We start from the raw sequence: 22,790 nt of genomic DNA, 5'->3' as shown, positions 1-22,790 counted from the left end.
AATTACTTGCTCGTTACCTTTCCTTGAGAATTTTTATCAACCTTCATACCGGCTAAAGGAATATAACCAAGTTCTTTGACAATTCCGTTTTGAACTTTCTTCGATTTAAAATATTTGATAAAACTAGCAGTTTGGCCTTCCGCTTTTCCGTGTGTATACATGTGCTCGTAACCCCAGATTTTCCACTTATTATTCTCAATATTTTCAGTAGTAAGGCTAACATTGTCTACCTTGACCGCCCTTAAATTCTTTCCGGAAATATAACCGGATGCTAAATAGGATATTGATCCCGGTGTAGAAGAAATAATCTTCTGTACCGTCCCGTTACTGTCTTGTTCCTGAGCTTTAACAGCAGTTTCTCCTTTTAAAACAGAATCTTCAAAAACAGTTCGAGTACCGGAACCGCTCGAACGGTTGACAACTGTAATTGCCATATCCGGTCCACCAACGTCTTTCCAATTGGTTATTTTGCCGGTAAAAATATCCCGCAATTGTTTCATGGATAGATTGCTGACGTTTATATCTTTGTTAACAACTGGTGCTATTCCTACAACAGCAACCTTGTGATCGACAATTTTGCTCGGCTTGATTCCCTCTTCTTGAGAAGCAAAGATATCCGAATCACCAATTTGGACCGAGCCAGCTTGAACTTGTGTTAAGCCGGCACCAGAGCCACCACCTTGAACCGAAATAGAAGTGTTTGGATTTTCTTTTTCATACATCGAACTTGCCTTTTCCACCAAAGGCTGAAGCGCTGTCGAGCCAACAATTAAAATGTTTTTAGTTGTTGCATGGGTAGAGCTAACCGTATTACTGGTCAAACCCCGATGAGTCGATCCATAATAGAGCGCCAAAACAGCGATTAAAATTATTCCAATTCTGATCAAATTTTTTTTCATAATAAATATGTATCCCAGAGGAACTCTCCGGATTAATGTGATTACTTGTCCTTTACTACACCGTTATCGTTTAACGACTTTCATACTTGGCAAAGGAATATAACCAAGTTTTTTAATTAAACTTTTGTTACTAGATTTGTAGAAATAATTGATAAAAGCTTTGGTAGCACCGGTCGCTTTGCCCTTGGTGTACATATGCTCATAACCCCAGACTTTCCACTTGTTGTTTTCAACATTTTTATTGGTTGGGGAAACACCATTAATTTTAAGTGCTTTTAAACCACTTTGACCTTTAATATAACTAAAAGCCAAATAAGAGATAGCGCCTGGAGTGGTTGAAACAATCTTCTGGACCGTTCCGTTACTGTCTTGTTCCTGAGAACTTGCAGCAGTTGCATTGCCTAAAATAGCATTTTCAAAAACGGTACGTGTACCAGAACCAGAAGCTCTATTAATTAAATCGATCTTTTGATCTTTACCACCGACTTGGTCCCAATTTGTAACTTTACCGGTAAAAATCTTCTTTAACTGACTTTTCGTCAAACTCTTTACACCAACGTCCTTATTGACCACGGGCGCAATTCCAATAACAGCAACCTTGTGATCGACAATCTTACTAGGATCAATTCCATCTTCTTGAGAAGCAAAGATATCCGAATCACCAATTTGGACCGAGCCAGCTTGAACTTGTGTTAAGCCGGCACCAGAGCCACCACCTTGAACCGTGATTTGGACTGAAGAATTCGCACTTGAAAAACGCTCACCGAGTTGTTCGGCGAGGGGCTGAAGTGCTGTTGAACCAACAGCTAAGACCTTTCCAGTCAACTTTGACTTAGAAGCTGCGAAGGCGCTTGTACCCAGATTAGCGCTCGTCAATGACGCACCGCCAATAGCTGCCAACGCAAGTAAACTCACTAACCATTTCTTCATAATTATGAAACTCCTTGTGTCTTACTAATATTCAGTTTTCATGTGCGGGACGTATGCCACCGCATCTAAAAGATAACATAAAAAAGCCCCAAATTAATGGGACTGATTAAAAAAATTACTCCGGATTTTTTTGGGAGAGCTTCCATTTTAGATAAGCATTAATAAACGGATCCAAATTACCATCCATAACTCCATCTGTATCACCGGTTTCATAACCCGAACGTAAGTCCTTTACCATTCGATAGGGTTGAAAAACATATGAGCGAATTTGTGATCCCCAGGCAACATCCAATTTCGTGCCTGATAATTTGGCATGTTCTTCTTCACGCTTTTGTTCTTCCCGCTCATAAAGTTTGGCCTTTAACATCTTCATTGCAATGTCTCTATTACCATACTGAGTTCTTTCAACCTGGGAAGCTACAACGATTCCAGTTGGAATATGAGTCAAACGAACGGCAGTTGAAACTTTGTTGACATTTTGGCCACCGGCGCCCCCGGAACGGTACACATCCATTTTGACATCCTGAGGTTTAATCTCTATTTCAATCTCGTCATCATCTAATTCGGGCATAACATCGATGGAAACAAACGATGTATGTCGGCGCCCAGCCGAGTCGAAGGGACTGATACGAACGAAACGGTGAACTCCTTTTTCGCTTCGCAAAAAGCCATATGCGTTGTGACCGATAATTCGCAGCGTAGCCGAGTCGATTCCGGCTACATCACCGGTTTGGTAATCCGTCACTTCGACTTTGAAATCATGGGCTTGAGCCCAACGAGTGTACATTCGGTAAAGATTACTGGCCCAATCGGTTGATTCAGTACCACCCTCGCCCGGATGAATTTCCAAAATTGCATTATTTGAATCGTACTTTTCAGTTAAAAGTTGATTCAGATTATATTTTTCCAAATCCTTTTCGGTTTTTTCGATATCCGTGTCGAGTTCAGCGTGCATATCCGCATCATCCTCCTCCGACAGCAGTTCCGCCATTGCAGTCAGATCTTCAACCGATTTTTGCAGACTCAAAAAGGAATCACGCCGATTTTTCAAAGTATTAGTTTCATCAATGATTTTTTGAGCAGACTGCTGATCATCCCAAAAACCCGGTTGGCTCATCTTATCTTCATTTTCCGCAATTGATGCATCGAGAGCGTCCAGGTCTAAAGTAGAACGAAAACCATCTATTTGTTCCTGCATGTCGCTGATTGAATTTCTTGCTTGTGCTAATTCCATAACTTTAATTTTACTCACAAAAGCAGGAGAGTTTTAAATTCTCTCCCGCTCTAATTTCCTTTAACTAATAATCGTAAATTTAATTTACTAAAAACTGCAATAAACAATAAGCTGATTAAATTTATAACTTTTTCAAATTTATTCCAATTTAATTTTAAATAATAAATCGGCACAAAAATCAGTCATTCGAATAATTTTGTTTTCTTGATAATCGATTCGGCACTAGTTTTTAATTTTGTACTTTCTTTTTGATCTAATGGCAGGTAGATATCTTTGACAATCCCTTTCCGACCAATGATTGCCGGCAAAGAAATATAAATGCCGAATTTTTTATTGTAGTGTGAAACAATCACTTCGCTATGGCTGTCGGACAAAATCATTTCAATTAAAGTTGCCGCAGCCGTTGCAATTGCAATATTTGTATAGCCCTTTCCGTCAATAACCCTGAAGGCATCCTCCTTTGTTTTTTCTTCAAGATCATCAATATTTACCGAATTTTCTTTCGCAAATGAAGAGATCGGATTATCAAATATTCTAATTGATGACCAGGCAGGAAATTGTGAATTTCCATGCTCACCAATAACAAAACCGGAAACTGAACGCGGATCTATTTTAAAGCGCTCGCCAATTTCTTTTTTTAGTCTTGAACTGTCAAGAAAAGTTCCCGTTCCGATAACTTGGTTTTTGGGCAAAGCAAGTTCTCTTTGATAAACAGCAGTAATAACGTCGACCGGATTCGTAATCGTCAAAAAAACACCATCAAAATGGACTTTTTTTAACTGTTCAGCCATCGATCGAATCTGTTTGACATTAAACTGTAATTCAGCAAAACGATCGCCACTTTCAACTGTTAAATTCACATTTCCAAAGGTACTGACAATCAAATTAGCATCAGCCAAATCCTTGTAATCTCCAGCAATAATTTTAGTGTGATGCGGTAAAAAACTCTGTGCATCCCAAAAATCCAAGGCCTCGGCTTTTAAATGTTTCTGATTAATATCCAACAAAACAATTTCATCGACCATTCCGCGATCAATAACAATATGAGCCAAAGTCGAGCCGACGTGCCCCATTCCAATAATTCCGATTTTACGCATTTTATTTACCTCATTTTATTTGCAATTTAATTATAAATCCATAAGAATCAGTCGGTGGATACCTGAGATATCTTGATAAGCCTTTCTCAAAAAAGCACAAAATAGTAATTGCGAAATAAATAGACGATTTTCTTCGATGTTGGAGAAACATTGATCGACGAAAAATATAGCTATCAAAGATATTTTCGATTATGCGGAGAAAAATTGATAGATAACGGCATCCCAATCATTAAGGGCCTATACGGAAAATTAATCGAGAAAAGCTATAAGGAAAATATAAAGGGACCTTTGTATACGACCCGAAAAAATTTTAGTAAAGAATTAACAAAACCAGACTGAAAACCACTCAAAGAAAGTGTTTTCCCAAAAACAGTCGAAAGCTTGGAATATCTTAAAAAGTCTCAGATCATTTCTTCAGCCGAAATTGAGCCAATGGTTTTGTTATAGATGATCTTAGCTAAATCAAAGATATTTTTTGATTATCCAAGCTTGTTTCCCCGAACAGGGATACAAAGAGTGAATGATATCAAAGATTGATATATGGTTTATTTTGAATACGATCGCTGCTAATGAATTCAGAGGAGAAGCGAAATAGAGCGTCTATTCAATCACTTAAAATCAAAGTTTTAATTTGAGCGGCTATTAGATTTATTTCTTCAGTATTTGTTTTGTCTTCTGGAGCGGAAATTTCATCCGCTTTTCTTCCATGCTTTAAAACGACGATTCTGTTGGCCATTCTGGCAGCCTCGTCGACATCGTGAGTAACCAAAATAGTTGTTAAATGTTGCTTGGAGCATATATCCATAATCAACTCCTGCATATTCAAGCGAGTTAAAGCATCCAGAGCACTCAAGGGTTCGTCCAACAATAAAAGTTTCGGGTTGGCCATCAGCGCCCTTGCCAAAGATACTCGCTGTCTTTGTCCACCGGATAATTGAATTGGATAATAGTTTGCGAAATCTTCCAAACCAACAAGCTCTAGCAAAGAAAGAGCTTTCTCTTTAATTTGTTGGCCACGCGAACGAAAAGAAATATTCTCTGAAACCGTCATCCACGGTAATAAGCGATCTTCCTGAAACATTATCCGCATCTGTTTGTTCAAAGAAGTTATTCTCTGATTCATAAAAATAATTTCTCCGCTGCTATATGGCTCAAAACCCGCGATCAAGCGCAGCAAGGTGCTTTTTCCTCCACCACTTTTGCCAACTAGAGCAATAAAGTCATTGTCATATAAAGATAAATTTATATTTTCCAAGATCAGATGATTGCCATACTGTTTGCTGACATTTTTAATGGTCATTAAAGGTTCATTCATAAATTGATAAGGTTCCTTTGTAAAGATTTATATTTATTAAACAAATCGAGCAAGACTATAAACTCTGCTCGATTTGTCCAGATATTAAATTGATAATTATTAGCTGATCTCCCTTGGATTCTGCCAGACCAAAAAAGTATCTTCTAAAAGTTTGGCAATAAAATCAGATAATTTTCCAAACAAAGCATAAATCAAAATACATAAAATAACAGTACTCATATCAGTAAACTGTTCGGCCTCATTGGCCATGTAGCCTATTCCAGAACTGGTGGCAACAGTTTCTGCAACGATTAAAGTAGTCCACATTACACCCAAAGCATATCTGACACCCATTAAGATCGTCGGTAAAGCACCAGGAAAAATAATCTTGAAAAATACCTGCGAATTTGACAATCCATAAGACCGTCCCATTTCAACTAAGCCTTTGTCTATCGAAGTTACCCCGTGATAGGTGTTTATATACATCGGAAACATGCAGCCAACCGAAACAAGGAAAATTTTGGACGGTTCCCCAATACCAATAACCAAAATAATCAAAGGAATCAATGCTAAATGAGGTATATTACGCAACATTTGAATCGTATTGTCGAAAGCCAAACGGCATACTTTAAAAATGCCATTCAAAACTCCTAAAATAAAACCAATTCCGCCGCCAATAATAAAACCAAGTAATGCTCGGAAAAGACTAATGCCAATATTTTTTTGCAACTCTCCGCTCTTGAAAAGTTTCCAAGCATCAAGCAGAATATCGCTTGGCGCAGGCAATAACTTTCCAGAGGCAATTCCTGCAGTCACAATAAATTGCCATATTACTATTATTCCAACTGGTATTATCCAGGGAACTACTTTATCCATCTTCTTTTTTGAACGAGAAATTTCGATAATTTTCCACCTCGATTATTTCAAATTTGCAATATGATTTTTAATCACAACTTTTGTTTTTATCCATTTATACGCATAAAACTGGTTTGAAATATCCTGTTCTTCTTTAATTGCTTCACTATTCATTGCACTGATTTTGAAGGTTCGGCGATTAAGCATTTTCTTAATAACAGATTTCGACATCTTTAATTCTTTGGACATTTTTTTCGTCAAAGCAGGTGTGTTCTTATTTGCCCATTTCATGTCTTCTTCCATGTATTTAATCAGGAGTTTACTAACTTTTGTATTCTTTTTGGAGTAGCTGCTTAGAGAAACAATGAAACTTCTGTTAACGGCTTTATTCTCTTTGCCGTTAACAAGCAGCTTGGCGCTTTCTGTCAACTCGGCTTTGGCAACATATGGATCCCAAATTGCCCAAGCATCGACTTTTCCTTTTGCAAAAGCCACCGCTGCTGCAGCCGAATCCATATTTTCAAGTTTGACGTCGCTGGTTTTCAAACCGGCTAATTTTAAAGTCTTTAAGACCATATATTGGCTAGAAGTTCCAACTGTATATGCAATCGTTTTGCCCTTTAAATCGGAAATAGAATTAATTCCGGAACCTTTTTTCACAAGCACTCCACTTCCGGAAGCTTTCGTTCCCCCTTCAGCAATATAAGTAAGTTTTGTTCCCGACGCCAAGGCGGAAACAGGTGGCGTATCGCCGACACGGGCGTAATCTATTTTTCCAGAAGCCAATGCCTGCATCTCTGGAGAGCCATTTTGAAATTCCTTGAAAACAACTTTATATCCCTGCTTTTTCATTTTTTTACAAGTTGTCCACGAAGACGGGAAACATCGACTTCATCAGCTGCCTGATAACCAATAGTAACGGTTTTTAATTTTCCGGAACTGCTAGTAAAAAGTTGCGATCCGCCATACCATATGCCTCCGACGATTAATGCCAAAAACAATACAAGGATTAATATTTTTCTAGACCTTTGCTGCTGCATTTTAAATTTTCCTCCGTGATACCTGAGTATCTTTTTCAGCTTATAAAAAAAGTTAAGACAAAAAAGTCCTAACCCTCTCCATTCCTTATTCTTCTAAACCTATAAATTCAAACCATGATCCCAATAAACATAATCTTTGAGTTATATTAAACACAAAAATCGCACCCATGAAAAGCAATTTTATGACTGATAATTTGAATTTCCCACTTCAAATTATCTACATAATTTCCAGTGATAACGCTGAAAAGCGGTGATCTAATAGACATAATCAATCAAGCAAAAAGACTAAATAAAATCACACTTTTAATTTTAGATGCTAATAAGGTCCCTGTAAAATAGTAATTAAGTATTGCTGATATAACTTTTTTGTTATAATAACAGCAATGAAATCCGTAACTACCGAATTTTCCTTATTGAGTTATTTGAAAATAATTATTTCAACCGGGAGCATAACAGAAGCTGCCGCCGAGTTGTATTTGTCTCAGCCGTATCTAAGCCGCTACATAAAAGATAATGAAAAAAATTGGGATTCCAATTGCTTAATAGACAGACAAGGCCAATAACCTTAACAAATAGTGGAGTTAAATATTTACAAGGTCTGGAAAAAATCGAAAGCAGTTATTCTGCCTTATTAAGCGAATCAATCAAATATTCAAAAAACAAAAAACAAATCAGTATTGGAATAAATGAAGTTCTGGCAAGCCGCTTGCTTCCTGAAATTCTGTCTGCTTATAAACAAGGTTTTCCCAATAAAAGTCAAAGAATCTTTATTGAAGAAAACTACTCCAATGCACTTGAAAATGATCTATTGGAAAAAGAAATCGACTTGCATATTCGCTTGCTACCGATTTTTTCAAATAAAATTTCTTATCAAAAGCTTTTCAAGTCTCCAATCTATTTAATCGCAGATAAAACTTTCCTTTTATTTAAAAAAAATAATCATAAAATTCTATCAGTTGAAACTATTGATCGGGAAAAATGGGAAAAAATGAAGTTCATCTTCCTTTATCCGGGTTCTGGATTTTCACGTCTTGTTGATTCATTTTTAAATAATCACAAAATCATTGTTCAAAATAGTTTTAAAATCCGCTCTTTGGAAACAGCTGCAAACCTTGCATATGAGGGCTTGGGCTGCACTTTTATCCCATCATTTTATTTGAAACAAAATTTCGATTCAAGCAAATGCAACATCTTTAAATTATCGGAAGATATTTTTTCTGTTCAGTTGGTAATTGCCTTTCTACGTGACATGAACCTTAACGAAGAAACAAAAAAATTCATCAAAGAAGTGGTGAAATATTACAAGAATAAAAAATAAATAGCATTCTTACATTCTCATCAGTTACATTTTAAATTTTTTAACGTAATACTTATTTAATTCACTAAGTAATTAGATCGATTCTTTTTTATTAAAATAAAATTTAGATTTCAACAATTTTTGCAAAAGTTCCCTGCCAAATATAAAGATGATACTGATTAATTTGTTTTGCTGTTAAAATTTCATTATCAAAGGTGGAAAATCCATCTTTTAGAACCGAGATTTGAAAGCCCAGATAAAAAGCGGCTCTGATAGTAGTGTCAACACAATATTCAGTCTGTGCTCCACATAATTCAATTGAAGATATTTTATTTAATTTCAAGAAAGACTCTAGCCCGGTTTGATAAAAAGAGTCAGGCCGATACTTATTGAAGTATCTATCAGTGGCCTGATTATGCAAATCATCAAATAAAGACCATTCACGACTAAATACAGGCATATTCTCATCAATGTGTTGTAAAAAAACTAATGGTTTTCTTTTGCTTCGATATTGATCAATTCGTTTATTAATATTGTTTATCAATTGCTTCCTTTGGTAAACATCTTCTAATCCATTTTGCATATCAATCACGATTAAAGCTTCAGACATACTGGTAACTTGCTCTTATTGAATTATTTCATGACTAATCACTAAATATAAATAAATATCAAAAACAGTTATTTAATCTTCAAAATGTATTTCATCCTGGCCGGTAAATCGTCATTTATTGTAAATACATGGTCCTCATAACCGAGCCTATCGTTATCAAGCCACCAGTCCTGCATCAATCCTCTTGAAAAAGGCTTCTTTTTTAATAGATTCCCTCGATAGGTTTCCTCGAAAAAAATATCGAAGTAAAAAGTTTTCATCTTTTTTTGATATTGATTTTTAAGTCGAAAAAGCATATTAGCGTAAACATCCCTTTTCAAAATTCCTTCAAGAATCACAAAATCGACGTTTTGATCGGCCCAATTAATCATCGTTTCAATTAAAGAAATCGACTTATTATTCGGCTTATCCTTTTCGTCCAACATTCTTTTACGAACCTCGTCTTGAGAAATAAGTAAAGTACTGTTTCCCAAAGATTTTTTTAATTCTTTAGCAGTCGATGATTTTCCACAAGCCGAGTTGCCTCTGAATACAAAAATATTTTCAAGCATGCTGTAATTTTAATATTATTGCCTGAATTAAAACTTCTTTTGAAATTAAAAATAAAAATTCTCAATCACAGCCTAGAGACTTCAAAAACCTGTCAAAAAGATAAACGGTTGCTTCACTATTGAGATACATAGCAATCTTATAAGCATGACCGATCTTTTTATTGTAGTTTTCGTTTAAATGTGTCTTTTTTTCAAAAATGCCTTTCCAAAAGAGCAGCCAGGTCTTAAATTCAAAATTTATCTGTCGGCCCTGCCATAACTCAGCCATCTGCAAAAGACATTTTGTTGTTTTGTATTCTTCTTGAACAATACTAGCCTCCAAAGCATTGATTATAATTTTTTCAATTAAATTGCTTGAACGATGGGATATTTGTTTAGAGTTGTTTCTTCTAACGATTTCAAAAACATAAGGAATTATTTTTTTAATATCTAACATATTAATGGTCCATTCCAGAAGCGATAAATCGTAATATTGCCATTCTTGAACACCGAAAAAGTATTCAATTAATTTATTTTGTTCATCAAAACTCGCCAATTTAAAATCAAAATGGAATAACGTCGCCTTGACCATCATCAATTGATGAAAAATTGCCAGATCATTTGGATCATCGGAAAAACGCTGGAAATAAAATTCTGTTAAATTATTCAACTGCTGACGGTCATTTTCAATATAACTTGTCAACAAAACACTTTCCAATTTTTCTAGAATCGATTCCCTTTGACCAAAGACGGAATTAAAGTATTCATCAAAGGAGATATTGAGTGCCCGACAAAGGAGGAAAAGCGTATGATCATTTGGTTCCGTCTGATTATTTTCAATTCGGGAAACCATTGATTGAGAACCAATTAAGGTTCCCAACTGTCGTTGAGATATTCCTCTGAGTTTTCTAATTTTTTTATAACTGATCTATGAGTATTATTCATTTTTTTACCGACTTATAAATATTCAATTCTGCATATTTTAGATTTTTAAAATTTTCCAACTGTATATTGGAACAGTTGGGTTGCATTGTTGAATAAATTACCAGCAAAATGTCAAACGTTAACCACAATTAACGAAACCCAAAAAATATATTTTTACTTTTTTGAAAAGCATAATTCAATTTATCTCGTTGTTAACAGTTTTTTTCAATAGAGAAAACAAGCGAAAAAATTCTGTTATGTTTTTTTATAGCGTTTTTACTTTATTTAAGAAAGATTAGGGATACCACAAATGAGAGATGGGGATAAAATTGTTCGGAAAAAACTGTATAAATCAGGCAAAAATTTTGTTATTGCCAGCATTATTTCAGTAGTCGGAATCGGACTGACAACTATTCCAGCCAGTGCCGACAGCAGCATCAATAATGCAGCAACCGTAAACGCGGTACAAATACAGGCAACAAAACAGGATGATTCAAAAGTTGATACCAATGGCCAAACAACGGCCAATGGTAATCAAAAGAATACTGACACAACAACGACGCCAACGCAAGCGCTCACAAAAACCAGTCAAACAACTACCGGCAATAATCAGACGACAGACAACGATAATCAGCAAAACAGCAACAATACAAAAACAGTGGCAGTAACCGAACAAACACAAGCGACAAAACAGGCCGCTGATAGCAATATCGCTAATCAGGCAAGTACCGGCAGTACCAGACAGGATAGCATCGAGGAAAAAACAGACGTTTCCGAACAAACAAAAAAAGTTGTTTCGAAAAGCGATGCCACAAATTCAGCAATAAACACTAGTAGTCAACAGGTTTATAGTTCAAAGAACATAAAAGTTATCGACGGAAAAACTTACTACGTTGATGATAACGGACAGATAAAAAAGAACTTCGCAACGATCATCAACGGCAAGGTATTGTATTTCGACAAGAACACAGGCGAACTGCTTCCCACGAATAGTTATCAGTTTAAAAGCGGGCTATCCAGTGAAAATAGCGATTATACAAGCCACAATGCGGTTAATAGCACACAGGCCGATGATTATACGGCTATTGATGGTTACCTGACTGCAGATAGTTGGTATCGACCAAAGGACATTCTGGATAACGGCCAAACTTGGACAGCAGCCTCAAAAGACGATTTACGCCCTCTTTTAATGAGCTGGTGGCCGGACAAAACGACTCAAGTGAACTATTTAAACTATATGAAAAATTTAGGATTGAGCGATAGCCCAACTAATTTTACTAATGATGAAAATCAAGGCCGGCTAAGCAAAGCTGCTGAAAATGTTCAAGTTAAAATTGAACGAAAAATAACTCAAGAAGGTCAAACACAGTGGCTAAAAGAGGTCATCACGAATTTTGTTAAAAGCCAACCGAATTGGAATATTAGTAGCGAATCGCAAACAAGCGGGAATGGCAAAGACCATTTGCAAGGTGGCGCTTTATTGTATGTGAACAACGATAAAACACCCGATGCGAATTCCGACTATCGCTTGTTGAATCGGACACCAACAAATCAAACAGGGACGCCTTTATACAGTATCGATCCGACTCAAGGCGGATATGACTTCCTTTTAGCAAACGATGTTGATAATTCGAATCCGGTTGTCCAAGCTGAGCAATTGAATTGGATGTACTATCTATTAAATTTTGGTTCAATTACCGGCAATGAAAGTAATGCCAACTTTGATAGTATTCGTGTCGATGCCGTTGATAATGTAGATGCCGATTTATTGCAAATCGCCGCTGATTATTTCAAGGCAGCTTACGGCGTTGACCAAAACGATGCCAAGGCCGATCAACATGTTTCCATTCTAGAAGACTGGAGCGACAATGACTCCGAGTACGTTAAAGACCAGGGCAGTAATCAGTTATCAATGGATAATAAAATGAGATTATCATTAAAGTATTCATTGACAATACCGGTTGTCGATAAAGAAAGCAATAAAAGAAGCGGCTTGGAGCCCTTAATAAGCAACAACCTGGTTAATCGATCAGAAGACTCGTCTACAAACGGTGCACAGCCAAATTACTCTTTCGTTAGAGCTCACGATAGCGAAGTACAAACTGTTATCGCTGAAATTATTAAAGAAAAAATCGATCCGGATTCCGACAGTTTGACGCCAACAATTGATCAATTAACAGCTGCTTTTAAAATATACGATGCTGACCAATTAAAGACGCGAAAGGAATTTACGCAATATAATATACCAAGCACTTATGCAATGATCCTGACTAACAAAGATACAGTTCCCCGTGTTTATTACGGTGACTTATATACAGATGACGGACAATATATGGCAAACAAATCACCATATTACGATTCGATTGATAATCTGTTGAAATCGCGTATTAAATACGTCACAGGTGGGCAAAGCATGTCGATACAATATGTACAAGGTGACGGCAGTATGGCCAAAGACAGTTACCGTGGTGTTTTGACATCAGTTCGTTATGGTAAAGACGCAATGAATGAAAAGGATCAAGGAACTCAAGAAACACGCACAGAGGGCCTGGCAGTTATTGAAAGTAACAATCCCGATTTGAAATTAAGCAGCAGCGACCAAATAGTAATCAATATGGGAGCGGCTCATAAAAATCAAGCATATCGACCGATGCTCTTAACAAAAACCAACGGTCTCGCCAGTTATCAATCCGACGAATCAGTCCCAGTCAACGAGATTAGATACACGAACGCCGATGGACAACTCATTTTTACAAGCGAAGACATTATTGGAACTGCTAATCCTCAGGTTTCGGGCTATTTAGCTGTCTGGGTCCCAGTCGATGCTAAAGACACGCAAGATGCCCGCAGTCAAAGCAGCGATCAGTCAACAAATGACGGCCAGATTTTGCATTCAAATGCAGCACTTGATTCTCAGGTGATTTATGAGAGTTTTTCCAATTTTCAATCATTACCGACAAAAACGAGTGAATATGAAAATGTCAAAATTGCCGAAAATACCGATTTATTTAATAGCTGGGGAATCACGAATTTTGAATTTCCACCACAATATCGATCAAGCACAGATAATAGTTTCCTAGATTCTATTGTTCAAAACGGCTATGCTTTTACAGATCGTTATGATCTCGGTTTTAACACTCCGACCAAATACGGAACCGTCGACCAGTTGCGGACGTCACTTATAGCCCTGCATAAAGCAGGTATCAAAGCGATGGCGGATTGGGTTCCGTACCAAATTTATAATTTGACCGGTATGCAGATCGTGACTGCGAAGCGCGTTAACGATTCTGGTATCTATGATCAAGATTCAGTGATCAATGATTCACTATATGCAGCACAAACCAAAGGCGGCGGAACTTATCAGGCTATGTACGGTGGTGCCTTTTTGGATAAAATCAAAGAAATGTATCCGGATTTGTTTCAAATGAATCAAATTTCAACCGGAGTTCCTATAGACCCCAACGAAAAAATAAAAGAATGGTCGGCCAAATACTTCAACGGCAGCAATATTCAAGGGCGTGGCGCTTATTATGTTTTAAAAGATTGGGCTAGTAATAGCTACTTCAAAGTTGGTTCGGATAACAGCACAGATGTCTTTCTACCAAAACAATTGTTAAACGAACCATCAAACACAGGGTTTATTTCCGACAGCCAAGGAATAAATTATTACTCGACTAGCGGTTATGAGGCAAAGAACACTTTTATTGAAGACGAAAATGAAAATTGGTACTACTTTGGCGAAGATGGATATATGAAATATGGTCTTCAAACAGTCAATAACAATCGTTATTATTTTTTGCCCAACGGAATTGAACTGCAGGATGCTTATTTAGAAGACGGCGAGGGTAATATTTATTATTTCAATCAACTGGGCAAAGAAGTAGAAAATGATTATTTTATGGATAAAGAAAAACAATGGCGTTACTTTGACAAAAACGGTGTGATGGCAAATAAGGGCCTGGCCACCATTGTAATCAATGGCATCGAGCATACCCAATACTTCGGTCAGGATGGTATTCAAGCCAAAGGCAAAGCCGTCAAAGACAACAATGACAAACTACGGTATTTTGCCAGCGATTCCGGCGATATGGTATTCAATCGTTTTGAAAAAATAGCAGATAATACCTGGGCCTATTTTGCGGCTGATGGTGTTGCAGTCACAGGTCTTCAAAAGATTTCCGGTCAAACTCTGTATTTCGATGAAGATGGTCAGCAGATTAAGGGAAAAGAAGCCAAAGATTCAGACGGCAAAATGCGTTATTTTGATGCAGATTCTGGAGAAATGATCACTAATCGTTACGAAAAATTATCAGATGATTCTTGGGCCTATTTTGCAGCTGATGGTGTTACGTTAACCGGCGACCAACTAGTAGATGGCATACAAGTCCATTTTGATAACGACGGCCGGCAGATCAAAGGCAAAGAAGTTATCGATGCTGATGAAAATTCCGGTCAACTGGCCAAAAAACGTTTTGCTGATCTGGGCAATAACACTTGGGCATATTTTAATGCCAATGGAATTGCCGTTACGGGTTCGCAAATAATTAATGGTCAGCATCTTTATTTCCAAAACAATAGTAACCAAATTAAAGGGCACGAATATACCGATGCCAACGGCAAAATGCGTTATTTTGATGCAGATTCTGGAGAAATGATAGTCAACGTTTTGAAAGATTATCGGATGACTCCTGGGCTTATTTTGGCGCTAACGGAATTGCAGTTACAGGATCACAATTAATTAACGGCCAACACTTGTATTTTGATGTTGACGGTCGCCAAATCAAAGGCAAAAGCATAAGCGACGAAAAGGGTTTGGTTCATTACTATGATGCAGAATCAGGTGAACTGCAGCTGGACTAATCCGCTTTTAAAATCGGATTTAAATAAATTATTTTTAGCAAATAACCAAAATATGAATAATGCCCTTTTCTAATACCTACAAAACCATCAAAAAATTTATAGTTAAAATTTTTTGTGTATATTTCTTTGAGTCATTCGTTCGGTCATATATGATATATGACCTTTTTTTAGCTGCCTTGCCACATAAAATAAATACCAGAAGGGAAATTTTGTTAGTTTAATCTGTTAAAAATAAGCATACTTTCGGTCCTTATCGTTTTTATTTGAATTGAGCATTGTATAAACGTGCGTAGCTACCATTTTGTTTCAACAATTGTTCGTGCTTGCCCTTTTCAACAATTCGTCCTTGGCTCATCACAATAATTTGATCAGCATTATAAATTGTTGAAAGTCGGTGAGCAATTACTAGTGAAGTTCGATTTTTCATTAGCGCTTTTAAGGCATGCTGAATATTTTTCTCAGATTCATTATCCAGGCTGGCCGTTGCTTCATCGAGAATAACAATCGGAGCGTCTTTAAGTAAAGCCCGCGCAATTGAAATTCTTTGTTTCTGCCCCCCGGACAATTTAACCCCTCGCTCACCAACCAAAGTATTCATGCCCTTCGTTTGTTGGTGAATAAAATCGGCGATATCAGCCATTTCAGCTGCCTGCCAAATATCTTCTTCTGAAGCTCCCTGTTTGCCATAAATAATATTGTCTTTGATTGTCCCATCAACGATATAGGTATCTTGTGAAACAATAGCAATATTTTCTCGCAGAGATCTAAGTTTTATTTTCTTAATATCAAGACGATCAAATTTGATCGAACCATTATCCAGGTCATAAAGGCGATCTATCAATTTGGTAATTGTCGTTTTTCCTGAACCAGAACGCCCAACCAAAGCCGTGGTTTTGCCGAAGGGAATCGAAAAAGTAATATCATGAATAGTTTCCTCTTTCTCATATGCGAAACTAACGTTTTCAAGATTAATTCCCTTAGAAATTTTTGGAAAATTTATTGCACCTTTGTCCTCAACGATCGAAGATTTGACCTGATTAATATCCATAATCCTTCCGTAATTCCGTAAGATACCAAAGATTCCTGCAACTGATTCAGCAAAGAAGTCAAGGAACGAATAGGATTTTGTAAAAGTGAAACATAGCTCAAGTAAGCGACTAATTGTCCTACGGTTAATTGATCGTGAATGACAAAATAAGCTCCCAGAGTAAGAATTATCGCCGTTCCGATATAATTAACCAAATCGACTAATGGCGAAAAAATAGCCATATTGTGTGTTACCTGAATCAAATCACGCTTATTTCGATTACTGTTTTCTTCAAAACGTTCTTCTTCCAAATTTTCGCTGGCATAACTTTTGATCAATTCAATCTGTGTTAAAGTATTTTGCATTTGATTCGACATATCGGATTGAGAACGACGGGCCGCGCGAAAAGCAGTATGGATACGGCCACGAAAAACACGGTAAATTATAAACATAAATGGAAAAGTCAGACTGACAGCCAAAGCCATTTGCCAATTAACGTAAAAAATAAAGGCCCAAACACCGATAAAAGTAAAAAAAATTCCCAATTATCGAAAGCATGTTGCTTGAAATTAAATTCTGCAAATTGCTGACATCCCCAGTCAGTCTGGTCATCAAATCACCAGTTTTACTTGATTCGAAAAAATGAGTATCCAATTGAATTATTTGATGGTAAAGCTTATTGCGCAATCCTGTAATCGCCGATTGGCTCAGCACTCCCATGTAATAAACCGAAAAATAGTTCAGCAAGCCTAAAAAAACGGCCGTCAGTAATAAAACCGCAGTTGAACCGATCAGCCAGCTGAAATCTTTTTTTTGGGATCACTGAATCGATGATAAATTGTTCGATTTGCGGAATTACAAATTGTAGCATTGTAATAATCGTCAGAGCTACTACGTTTAAAATCAGTATCCAACGATTATGCAAAACCTCACCAAAAACAAAACGCAGCATTTGCCAAGTAGCGTATTTATTGCCAGCAGTATCTGCTTCTTTTTGCATATTTATACCAAATTCCCTTCAAAAAAATTAATTAACAAAAACCAACCGTAATAAGATAAAAATTATTCTATTTGTCGGTCTATCTCCCGATCAATGATCTGAAGCATTTTGACAAAGTCTTTTTTTGTTGTGTGCTGAAACTTGAGAAAATTCTCGAACCAACTTCGATATTCTGCCGGTTTATTTGCTGACGAAGTTTTTCACCTTTTTCAGTAATTTCCAAAAAGAAACTTCGATGGTCTTGAGAAACCAGACGTTTTTTAACCAGACCCTCTTCAAGAAGATTATTAATCTTCATTGTTGCTGATGGAGCTGTAATTCTCAGGTGGGCTGCAAAATCTTTGGCAGTGCAACGACCGTTTTTGTGGCTGATAGCGTTTAAAGTTCTTCCCAACTCCTGCGGAATTCCCTCAGACTTGGATCTGATACGTGCTAAGAAATGAAGTTTCCGAGCCGTATTATGCAGAATAATATAAGATTGTAGGGATAAATCGTCAGTCAAAATTGGCTCCTATTACTTAGTTAGTTTAACTAATTATATAACCAACAACCAATAATTGCGAATTAACTTTTTAAAGTAAAAACAATATTCTCGCTTCTTAATGGCCGAAAATAAATTTAAAAAAATTGTAGAATCATTAAAAGCCTTTTTCTTTTTATAAGTCAAAGAACTAATTTTATCTTCATCCCGCTTAACAGTCAGAAAAAGCAAAAAAACATTTCATACAAATCACCAATATGGTAAAAATTATTTTTGGAACTAATTTAACACCATAATCCGGCAATCACCAACTGTCTCAGTGTTCTCAAATGTTAAAGCCTTTATTTTTATCATAAAAATGTCTTTTAGGAAAGCAAACTATAAATAATGACACCAATTTATCTCGTTGGATCATATCTATCTAGCACTATTTTTATCCAAATAAAAATAAATGTCTGATTTTCCCGATTGAGTCGTGTAATTATAGTCGAAATCGTTAAATCCCCCTATTTGAAAACCGATTTTCAGGTAAAACTGGCAAGCAGCTAGGTTATTATCTTGGCATACTGCATAAACCCCCTTGTAACCTAATTGGACTGCCCTTCGGAGTCCTTCTTTAATTAACTGATTACCTATGCCCAACTTACGATGATCCCTATTAACTTTTAAATCTTTCAGATAAAGATATTTATTCCAATGTTTTTGATAAATAGCAAGGCCGACACAATTCGAATCATCATAAGCGCCCAAAGCAAATCCATTCTGATTTATTTCCTGCAAATGATATCTTTCATCTGGAAAAGCCATCGTCCTTTTGTGAGTAAATATTTCCACTTCGTACGACCAATTATTATTGAGACGATCAATTTTCATTCGACCAAAAAGTTCAAAAGGCTCGTTTTTCAATCCTAAGTCGCCACGATTATCAAAATCGATTAATTGATAATTAATTTCTGCCATTAATATCCTTTGGAATATATTTTACGTTAAGATTTCCTTGCGCCGACTTTTTTCCTGTGATAGGATACAAATAACAAATTCAGAATGTTGAAAAAGCTTATATATGGTCGTAATAAGGATGACCGTTTCTACCCGGAGCCACAAACTCAGGACTATAAGCAATTAAGTACTTGTGCTGATTTTTCATAGTCTGCGGGAAGCTTTTTCTTCTATTGAAATTAGATAGGAGATTAGTTATCAAAATTTTAGAAGAGAAAATTAAATCCGAAGGCATCGTGCTCGGATCAGATATTCTAAAGGTCGATAGTTTTTTGAATCATCAAATCGATCCTTTTTTAATGTCGCAAATCGGACAGGCTTTTGCTGAAAAGTTCAGTCACGAAAACATAAGTAAGGTACTCACAATCGAATCCTCAGGAATTGCTCCAGCTCTAATGACAAGTCTTCAGCTGCAGGTACCAATGATTTTTGCGCGCAAACACCAAAGCCGTACTTTAAATGAGGAGTTCTTTTCTGCCAGCGTTTATTCATATACAAAACAGACAGAAAACCAGATTGCCGTTTCAAAAAGGTTTATCAATCCCGGTGATCGTGTTTTGATCATTGACGATTTTCTGGCTAACGGCCAAGCGGTTCAAGGATTACTGGATATCATAAATCAGGCGGGTGCCAGCGCTGTCGGCGTCGGTATTGTAATTGAAAAACGTTTTCAAGCTGGACATCAATTAATCTTGTCAAAAAACCTGCCGCTTGTCTCGCTGGCAAGCATTGATCGTTTCGAGGATGGACAAGTCGTTTTTAGTAAACAAGGGGAAACTTCGCATGTCAATTAATAATCGGGAAAGTCAAAATAATCTTGTCGATAATTATCATTCAGCGCTTTTAGGTATTCAACATCTGTTGGCAATGTATTCCGGAGCAGTTCTTGTCCCACTACTAATCGGTGGTGCACTTAAATTCAGTGCTGCTCAAATGACCTATCTTATTTCAATTGATATCTTCATGTGTGGGCTGGCCACTTTTCTGCAATTATTTACTAATCGCATTTTTGGGATTGGATTACCGGTTATCTTAGGCTGCGCCATCCAAGCAGTCGCTCCATTGGAAATGATTGGTCAAAATTTTTCAATCGGCACTATGTATGGTGCGATCATTGCTTCAGCCGTCTTTGTCTTTTTAATTGCGGGCCTCTTTGCCAAAATCCGCAAGTTCTTTCCACCCTTGGTAACCGGAACTGTCATTACAGTAATTGGTTTAACTCTGATCCCAATCGGTTTTGTAAATCTTGGCGGCGGCAGTGCCACAGCTAAATCCTTTGGTTCCGGCAATAATTTGATTGTGGGTCTGTTCACGATTTTAGTTGTTTTGGTTTGCAGTGTTTATGGTCGTGGTTTCATCAGTCGAATCGCCGTCCTGATCGGTCTTCTACTGGGGACAATCTTAGCTTCCTTGATGGGCATGGTTTCCTTTAAAGCAGTTGTTGATGCCAGTTGGTTCCACTTCCCACAACCTTTTTACTTCGGCACTCCACGTTTTGAGGTTTCTTCTATTTTGACAATGATTGCCATTTCATTGGTTTCCTTAGTAGAATCAACTGGTGTTTTTTTCGCCCTCGGCGATATCACCAAAAAACCGATTGGCGAAAAGGATCTCAAAAAAGGTTACCGTGCCGAGGCTTTAGCCGGCATATTAGGTGGTATCTTCAATACTTTTCCGTATACGACTTTTTCACAAAACGTCAGTTTGGTCCAATTGTCCGGTATTAAAAGCCGCCAACCGATTTACTATGCTGCCGGTTTCTTAATGCTGCTCGGCCTACTGCCTAAAATCGGTGCATTAGCAACAATCATCCCCACTCCCGTGATTGGTGGTGCAACCGTGATTATGTTTGGCATGATTGCTATTCAGGGAATCCGCATACTGGAGAAAATGGATTTTTCAAACAACAAAAATATCCTTGTGGCTGCTATTTCGATTGGCGCCGGTTTAGGTGTCAGCGTCGAACCGAATATCTTCCAAAGTTTACCGGAAACAGTTAGATTAATTTTCAGTAACGGCGTTGTTATTGCCAGCTTATGTGCTGTTCTATTAAATTTGATTATCCAACCAGACAGGGTGACTAATAAAATAAAAAATCCTGCTGGAAGTGTTAAACAGCAGGAAAATTAAATTTATTTATTATCTTTAATCACCATTCATGATTGTATTTTGCACAATCACATAATTAACAGTTCTCAAAGCTTGGAGATTATTTCCTCCAGCATAAGAAATCGAGGACTGGAGATCCTGAGCCATTTCGTTTAAGGTGTTTGCAATGTCACCACGGTAAGGAACCAAAAGGTCCTTCCCCTCGACATTCTTGTAAACGCCTTTTTGTTTGGCTGAAGCTGACCCATAATACTGCTTGTAGTGACGATGGTCGATCACCAGATCACTGCCAGGAGACTGTTTATGGCCGGCAAAAAGGGAGCCAATCATAACCATGCTCGCGCCGAAACGAACCGACTTGGCGATATCACCATTATGACGAATACCACCGTCTGCAATAATCGGTTTGCGGGCTGCTTTAGCACACAAACGGACAGCTGCCAGCTGCCAACCAGCTGTCCCGAAACCTGTCTTTAATTTTGTGATGCAGGCTCTTCCAGGACCAATCCCAACTTTTGTGGCGTCGGCACCAGCGTCCTCTAATTCACGGACAGCATCCGGTGTCGCAATATTTCCAGCAACGACAAAGGCCTTCGGCAAATGTTTTTTAATATAATGGATCATATCAATCACAGTATTAGCATAGCCATGGGCAATATCAATTGTGATATAGTCCGGCGTCAAACCAGCATCAACCAGTTCGTCGATCAGACGATATTCTTCTTCTTTAACGCCGACACTGATCGAACTAATCAAACCCCTTTGCTTCATATCGGTCACAAAGTTAAATCTTTTCCCCGGTTCAAAGCGGTGCATAATGTAAAAATATCCATTTTCCGCAAGCCAAATTGCCAACTTATCGTCGATAACCGAAGCCATATTGGCTGGTACGACGGGTAATTTAAAACGATGTCCGCCAAACTCAACACTCGTATCAGCTTCTGAACGCGAGCTGATCAAACATTTGTTAGGAATCAACTGAACATTCTCATAGTCAAATACTTCCATGAAATCACATGCCTCTTTCAATCTTTAGCAGTGGCAATTTTCTCACCAACGAGATTACGATATCGGTCTTTTTCACGAATGTCAAACTTTTTTAAGACTATAGCCCAAATTCGCAATTGGTTAACGATTACTAAAAAATTGCTTGTTTAAAAATCAGTCGTTTCTTGTTAGTTTTTTAATGCACCATTCGATTCAAAAAAAGATACTTGTCGCTAAAGAAACAAAGATCAATAACATCATTATTGATCTTAGTCGATTGAAATAAATATCATTGCTATCCTTTTTATTCAAACGATCAGCTAAGAGGAATAATATCAAAACAACTAGGGCAAGCCAAATTCCCGGGATAATTGTATTCTTTGAAAACTGTTGGCAAACAACCGTAACTATGTTCTTGTGATTTGGTAAAGTTACCGTCGCCAGAATCAACAGGTTGACAATGTACATGCAGATTATTTTAAAGATCTTCATATTTCAACCTCTGTAACCGGATAATTTGTTAACACTATATGCGATGTATACACAATCGTACTACCTATTGACATTCTCTTTTAATATCTCAAAGATATCTTTCTGTACACTCTTATCAATATTAT

The 22,790-nt window shown here is 37.2% G+C and carries 25 protein-coding genes and 1 riboswitch; of the genes, 6 read left to right on the top strand and 19 right to left on the bottom strand.

Going from position 1 to position 22,790, the window contains the following annotated elements; genetic code table 11:
- Window positions 1–2 precede the first annotated feature (2 nt).
- The 8 genes from J3U91_RS02635 to J3U91_RS02600 all read right to left on the bottom strand — a co-directional run bounded on the left by J3U91_RS02635 (window position 3) and on the right by J3U91_RS02600 (window position 7,349).
- Window positions 3–899: a phosphate ABC transporter substrate-binding protein gene (locus J3U91_RS02635; RefSeq protein WP_002820380.1), complete on the bottom strand. Its 897-nt coding sequence runs from the start codon at window positions 897–899 to the stop codon at window positions 3–5.
- A 63-nt stretch (window positions 900–962) separates the two neighbouring features.
- Complete coding sequence (locus J3U91_RS02630; protein ID WP_002820381.1) at window positions 963–1,829, bottom strand: phosphate ABC transporter substrate-binding protein; 867 nt, start codon at window positions 1,827–1,829, stop codon at window positions 963–965.
- A gap of 115 nt (window positions 1,830–1,944) precedes the next feature.
- A complete protein-coding gene (gene prfB / locus J3U91_RS02625; RefSeq protein ID WP_002818400.1) occupies window positions 1,945–3,063 on the bottom strand; it encodes a peptide chain release factor 2 in 1,119 nt (372 codons plus the stop codon).
- Between the two features lie 182 nt (window positions 3,064–3,245).
- On the bottom strand, window positions 3,246–4,160 hold the full coding sequence (locus J3U91_RS02620; protein WP_002818397.1) for a lactate/malate family dehydrogenase: 915 nt from the start codon (window positions 4,158–4,160) through the stop codon (window positions 3,246–3,248).
- Between the two features lie 604 nt (window positions 4,161–4,764).
- Window positions 4,765–5,475, bottom strand: coding sequence for an ABC transporter ATP-binding protein (locus tag J3U91_RS02615; RefSeq protein WP_002817226.1), 711 nt, complete (start codon window positions 5,473–5,475; stop codon window positions 4,765–4,767).
- Between the two features lie 99 nt (window positions 5,476–5,574).
- Window positions 5,575–6,330: an ABC transporter permease subunit gene (locus J3U91_RS02610; RefSeq protein WP_002817224.1), complete on the bottom strand. Its 756-nt coding sequence runs from the start codon at window positions 6,328–6,330 to the stop codon at window positions 5,575–5,577.
- 42 nt (window positions 6,331–6,372) lie between these two features.
- Entirely contained in the window at window positions 6,373–7,161 is a 789-nt protein-coding gene (locus J3U91_RS02605) for an aliphatic sulfonate ABC transporter substrate-binding protein (RefSeq protein WP_002818391.1), read from the bottom strand.
- The gene (locus J3U91_RS02600; RefSeq protein WP_002818388.1) at window positions 7,158–7,349 is read right to left on the bottom strand and encodes a hypothetical protein; all 192 of its coding nucleotides are present in this window, start codon (window positions 7,347–7,349) and stop codon (window positions 7,158–7,160) included. The genes J3U91_RS02605 and J3U91_RS02600 overlap by 4 nt, the downstream gene beginning before the upstream one ends.
- Window positions 7,350–7,732: 383 nt before the next feature.
- On the opposite strand from J3U91_RS02600, the gene J3U91_RS02595 reads away from it, so the two are divergent.
- Both J3U91_RS02595 and J3U91_RS02590 read left to right on the top strand, forming a co-directional pair.
- Complete coding sequence (locus J3U91_RS02595; protein WP_002824930.1) at window positions 7,733–7,912, top strand: helix-turn-helix domain-containing protein; 180 nt, start codon at window positions 7,733–7,735, stop codon at window positions 7,910–7,912.
- Window positions 7,873–8,667, top strand: a complete 795-nt coding sequence (locus tag J3U91_RS02590; protein WP_002818384.1) for a LysR family transcriptional regulator substrate-binding protein — start codon at window positions 7,873–7,875, stop codon at window positions 8,665–8,667. Before J3U91_RS02595 ends, J3U91_RS02590 begins: the two co-directional genes overlap by 40 nt.
- A 103-nt stretch (window positions 8,668–8,770) precedes the next feature.
- Here J3U91_RS02590 and J3U91_RS02585 read toward each other — a convergent pair whose 3' ends face one another.
- From J3U91_RS02585 to J3U91_RS02575, 3 genes are all read right to left on the bottom strand, one after another.
- Window positions 8,771–9,256: a cysteine hydrolase family protein gene (locus J3U91_RS02585; RefSeq protein WP_002818383.1), complete on the bottom strand. Its 486-nt coding sequence runs from the start codon at window positions 9,254–9,256 to the stop codon at window positions 8,771–8,773.
- A gap of 68 nt (window positions 9,257–9,324) precedes the next feature.
- On the bottom strand, window positions 9,325–9,807 hold the full coding sequence (locus tag J3U91_RS02580) for a kinase (RefSeq protein ID WP_002818382.1): 483 nt from the start codon (window positions 9,805–9,807) through the stop codon (window positions 9,325–9,327).
- Window positions 9,808–9,868: 61 nt separating this feature from the next.
- Window positions 9,869–10,666 carry a helix-turn-helix domain-containing protein gene (locus tag J3U91_RS02575; protein ID WP_002818381.1) on the bottom strand — a complete coding sequence of 266 codons (798 nt, stop codon included), beginning with the start codon at window positions 10,664–10,666 and terminating at the stop codon, window positions 9,869–9,871.
- Between the two features lie 354 nt (window positions 10,667–11,020).
- Between J3U91_RS02575 and J3U91_RS02570 the strand changes: the two genes are divergently transcribed.
- The gene (locus J3U91_RS02570) at window positions 11,021–15,448 is read left to right on the top strand and encodes a glycoside hydrolase family 70 protein (RefSeq protein ID WP_002818379.1); all 4,428 of its coding nucleotides are present in this window, start codon (window positions 11,021–11,023) and stop codon (window positions 15,446–15,448) included.
- A gap of 14 nt (window positions 15,449–15,462) precedes the next feature.
- Complete coding sequence (locus tag J3U91_RS02565; protein WP_219314785.1) at window positions 15,463–15,570, top strand: hypothetical protein; 108 nt, start codon at window positions 15,463–15,465, stop codon at window positions 15,568–15,570.
- Between the two features lie 259 nt (window positions 15,571–15,829).
- Here the strand turns inward: J3U91_RS02565 and J3U91_RS09940 are convergent, their stop codons facing one another.
- From J3U91_RS09940 to J3U91_RS02550, 6 genes are all read right to left on the bottom strand, one after another.
- Window positions 15,830–16,618 (bottom strand): ABC transporter ATP-binding protein, encoded by a 789-nt coding sequence (locus tag J3U91_RS09940; RefSeq protein ID WP_242821524.1) that lies wholly within the window; start codon window positions 16,616–16,618, stop codon window positions 15,830–15,832.
- A complete protein-coding gene (locus J3U91_RS09935; RefSeq protein WP_002818370.1) occupies window positions 16,567–17,142 on the bottom strand; it encodes an ABC transporter ATP-binding protein in 576 nt (191 codons plus the stop codon). Before J3U91_RS09935 ends, J3U91_RS09940 begins: the two co-directional genes overlap by 52 nt.
- On the bottom strand, window positions 17,090–17,365 hold the full coding sequence (locus J3U91_RS09930) for an ABC transporter transmembrane domain-containing protein (RefSeq protein WP_257611042.1): 276 nt from the start codon (window positions 17,363–17,365) through the stop codon (window positions 17,090–17,092). Before J3U91_RS09930 ends, J3U91_RS09935 begins: the two co-directional genes overlap by 53 nt.
- Complete coding sequence (locus J3U91_RS09925) at window positions 17,274–17,597, bottom strand: hypothetical protein (RefSeq protein ID WP_002818369.1); 324 nt, start codon at window positions 17,595–17,597, stop codon at window positions 17,274–17,276. Before J3U91_RS09925 ends, J3U91_RS09930 begins: the two co-directional genes overlap by 92 nt.
- A gap of 79 nt (window positions 17,598–17,676) precedes the next feature.
- Window positions 17,677–18,099 (bottom strand): MarR family winged helix-turn-helix transcriptional regulator, encoded by a 423-nt coding sequence (locus J3U91_RS02555; protein WP_002820383.1) that lies wholly within the window; start codon window positions 18,097–18,099, stop codon window positions 17,677–17,679.
- 396 nt (window positions 18,100–18,495) lie between these two features.
- A complete protein-coding gene (locus J3U91_RS02550) occupies window positions 18,496–19,038 on the bottom strand; it encodes a GNAT family N-acetyltransferase (protein ID WP_002818359.1) in 543 nt (180 codons plus the stop codon).
- Window positions 19,039–19,115: 77 nt separating this feature from the next.
- Window positions 19,116–19,213, top strand: a riboswitch (purine riboswitch).
- Between the two features lie 61 nt (window positions 19,214–19,274).
- Here J3U91_RS02550 and J3U91_RS02545 point away from each other — a divergent pair.
- Together J3U91_RS02545 and J3U91_RS02540 are read left to right on the top strand one after the other, a co-directional pair.
- A complete protein-coding gene (locus J3U91_RS02545; RefSeq protein WP_032825126.1) occupies window positions 19,275–19,871 on the top strand; it encodes a xanthine phosphoribosyltransferase in 597 nt (198 codons plus the stop codon).
- Window positions 19,861–21,207, top strand: coding sequence for a nucleobase:cation symporter-2 family protein (locus tag J3U91_RS02540; protein ID WP_002818356.1), 1,347 nt, complete (start codon window positions 19,861–19,863; stop codon window positions 21,205–21,207). The genes J3U91_RS02545 and J3U91_RS02540 overlap by 11 nt, the downstream gene beginning before the upstream one ends.
- Window positions 21,208–21,222: 15 nt before the next feature.
- Here the strand turns inward: J3U91_RS02540 and J3U91_RS02535 are convergent, their stop codons facing one another.
- Both J3U91_RS02535 and J3U91_RS02530 read right to left on the bottom strand, forming a co-directional pair.
- On the bottom strand, window positions 21,223–22,194 hold the full coding sequence (locus tag J3U91_RS02535) for a GMP reductase (RefSeq protein ID WP_002817212.1): 972 nt from the start codon (window positions 22,192–22,194) through the stop codon (window positions 21,223–21,225).
- Between the two features lie 192 nt (window positions 22,195–22,386).
- Window positions 22,387–22,665: a hypothetical protein gene (locus J3U91_RS02530; RefSeq protein WP_002818354.1), complete on the bottom strand. Its 279-nt coding sequence runs from the start codon at window positions 22,663–22,665 to the stop codon at window positions 22,387–22,389.
- Window positions 22,666–22,790: the final 125 nt, after the last annotated feature.

Origin of the sequence: Oenococcus oeni (genome assembly GCF_020510245.1) — a bacterium.
Lineage (GTDB): Bacteria > Bacillota > Bacilli > Lactobacillales > Lactobacillaceae > Oenococcus > Oenococcus oeni.
The sequence above is the reverse complement of the archived record's forward strand: the minus strand, read 5'-3'. Positions and strand labels throughout refer to the sequence as shown.

Bases quoted from the DNA above. Each gene is read 5' to 3' on its own strand.
- J3U91_RS02635 (WP_002820380.1), bottom strand. From the start codon at position 899: ATGAAAAAAAATTTGATCAGAATTGGAATAATTTTAATCGCTGTTTTG.
- J3U91_RS02630 (WP_002820381.1), bottom strand. From the start codon at position 1,829: ATGAAGAAATGGTTAGTGAGTTTACTTGCGTTGGCAGCTATTGGCGGT.
- prfB (WP_002818400.1), bottom strand. From the start codon at position 3,063: ATGGAATTAGCACAAGCAAGAAATTCAATCAGCGACATGCAGGAACAA.
- J3U91_RS02620 (WP_002818397.1), bottom strand. From the start codon at position 4,160: ATGCGTAAAATCGGAATTATTGGAATGGGGCACGTCGGCTCGACTTTG.
- J3U91_RS02615 (WP_002817226.1), bottom strand. From the start codon at position 5,475: ATGAATGAACCTTTAATGACCATTAAAAATGTCAGCAAACAGTATGGC.
- J3U91_RS02610 (WP_002817224.1), bottom strand. From the start codon at position 6,330: ATGGATAAAGTAGTTCCCTGGATAATACCAGTTGGAATAATAGTAATA.
- J3U91_RS02605 (WP_002818391.1), bottom strand. From the start codon at position 7,161: ATGAAAAAGCAGGGATATAAAGTTGTTTTCAAGGAATTTCAAAATGGC.
- J3U91_RS02600 (WP_002818388.1), bottom strand. From the start codon at position 7,349: ATGCAGCAGCAAAGGTCTAGAAAAATATTAATCCTTGTATTGTTTTTG.
- J3U91_RS02595 (WP_002824930.1), top strand. From the start codon at position 7,733: ATGAAATCCGTAACTACCGAATTTTCCTTATTGAGTTATTTGAAAATA.
- J3U91_RS02585 (WP_002818383.1), bottom strand. From the start codon at position 9,256: ATGTCTGAAGCTTTAATCGTGATTGATATGCAAAATGGATTAGAAGAT.
- J3U91_RS02580 (WP_002818382.1), bottom strand. From the start codon at position 9,807: ATGCTTGAAAATATTTTTGTATTCAGAGGCAACTCGGCTTGTGGAAAA.
- J3U91_RS02570 (WP_002818379.1), top strand. From the start codon at position 11,021: ATGAGAGATGGGGATAAAATTGTTCGGAAAAAACTGTATAAATCAGGC.
- J3U91_RS09940 (WP_242821524.1), bottom strand. From the start codon at position 16,618: ATGGATATTAATCAGGTCAAATCTTCGATCGTTGAGGACAAAGGTGCA.
- J3U91_RS09925 (WP_002818369.1), bottom strand. From the start codon at position 17,597: ATGCAAAAAGAAGCAGATACTGCTGGCAATAAATACGCTACTTGGCAA.
- J3U91_RS02550 (WP_002818359.1), bottom strand. From the start codon at position 19,038: ATGGCAGAAATTAATTATCAATTAATCGATTTTGATAATCGTGGCGAC.
- J3U91_RS02540 (WP_002818356.1), top strand. From the start codon at position 19,861: ATGTCAATTAATAATCGGGAAAGTCAAAATAATCTTGTCGATAATTAT.
- J3U91_RS02535 (WP_002817212.1), bottom strand. From the start codon at position 22,194: ATGGAAGTATTTGACTATGAGAATGTTCAGTTGATTCCTAACAAATGT.
- J3U91_RS02530 (WP_002818354.1), bottom strand. From the start codon at position 22,665: ATGAAGATCTTTAAAATAATCTGCATGTACATTGTCAACCTGTTGATT.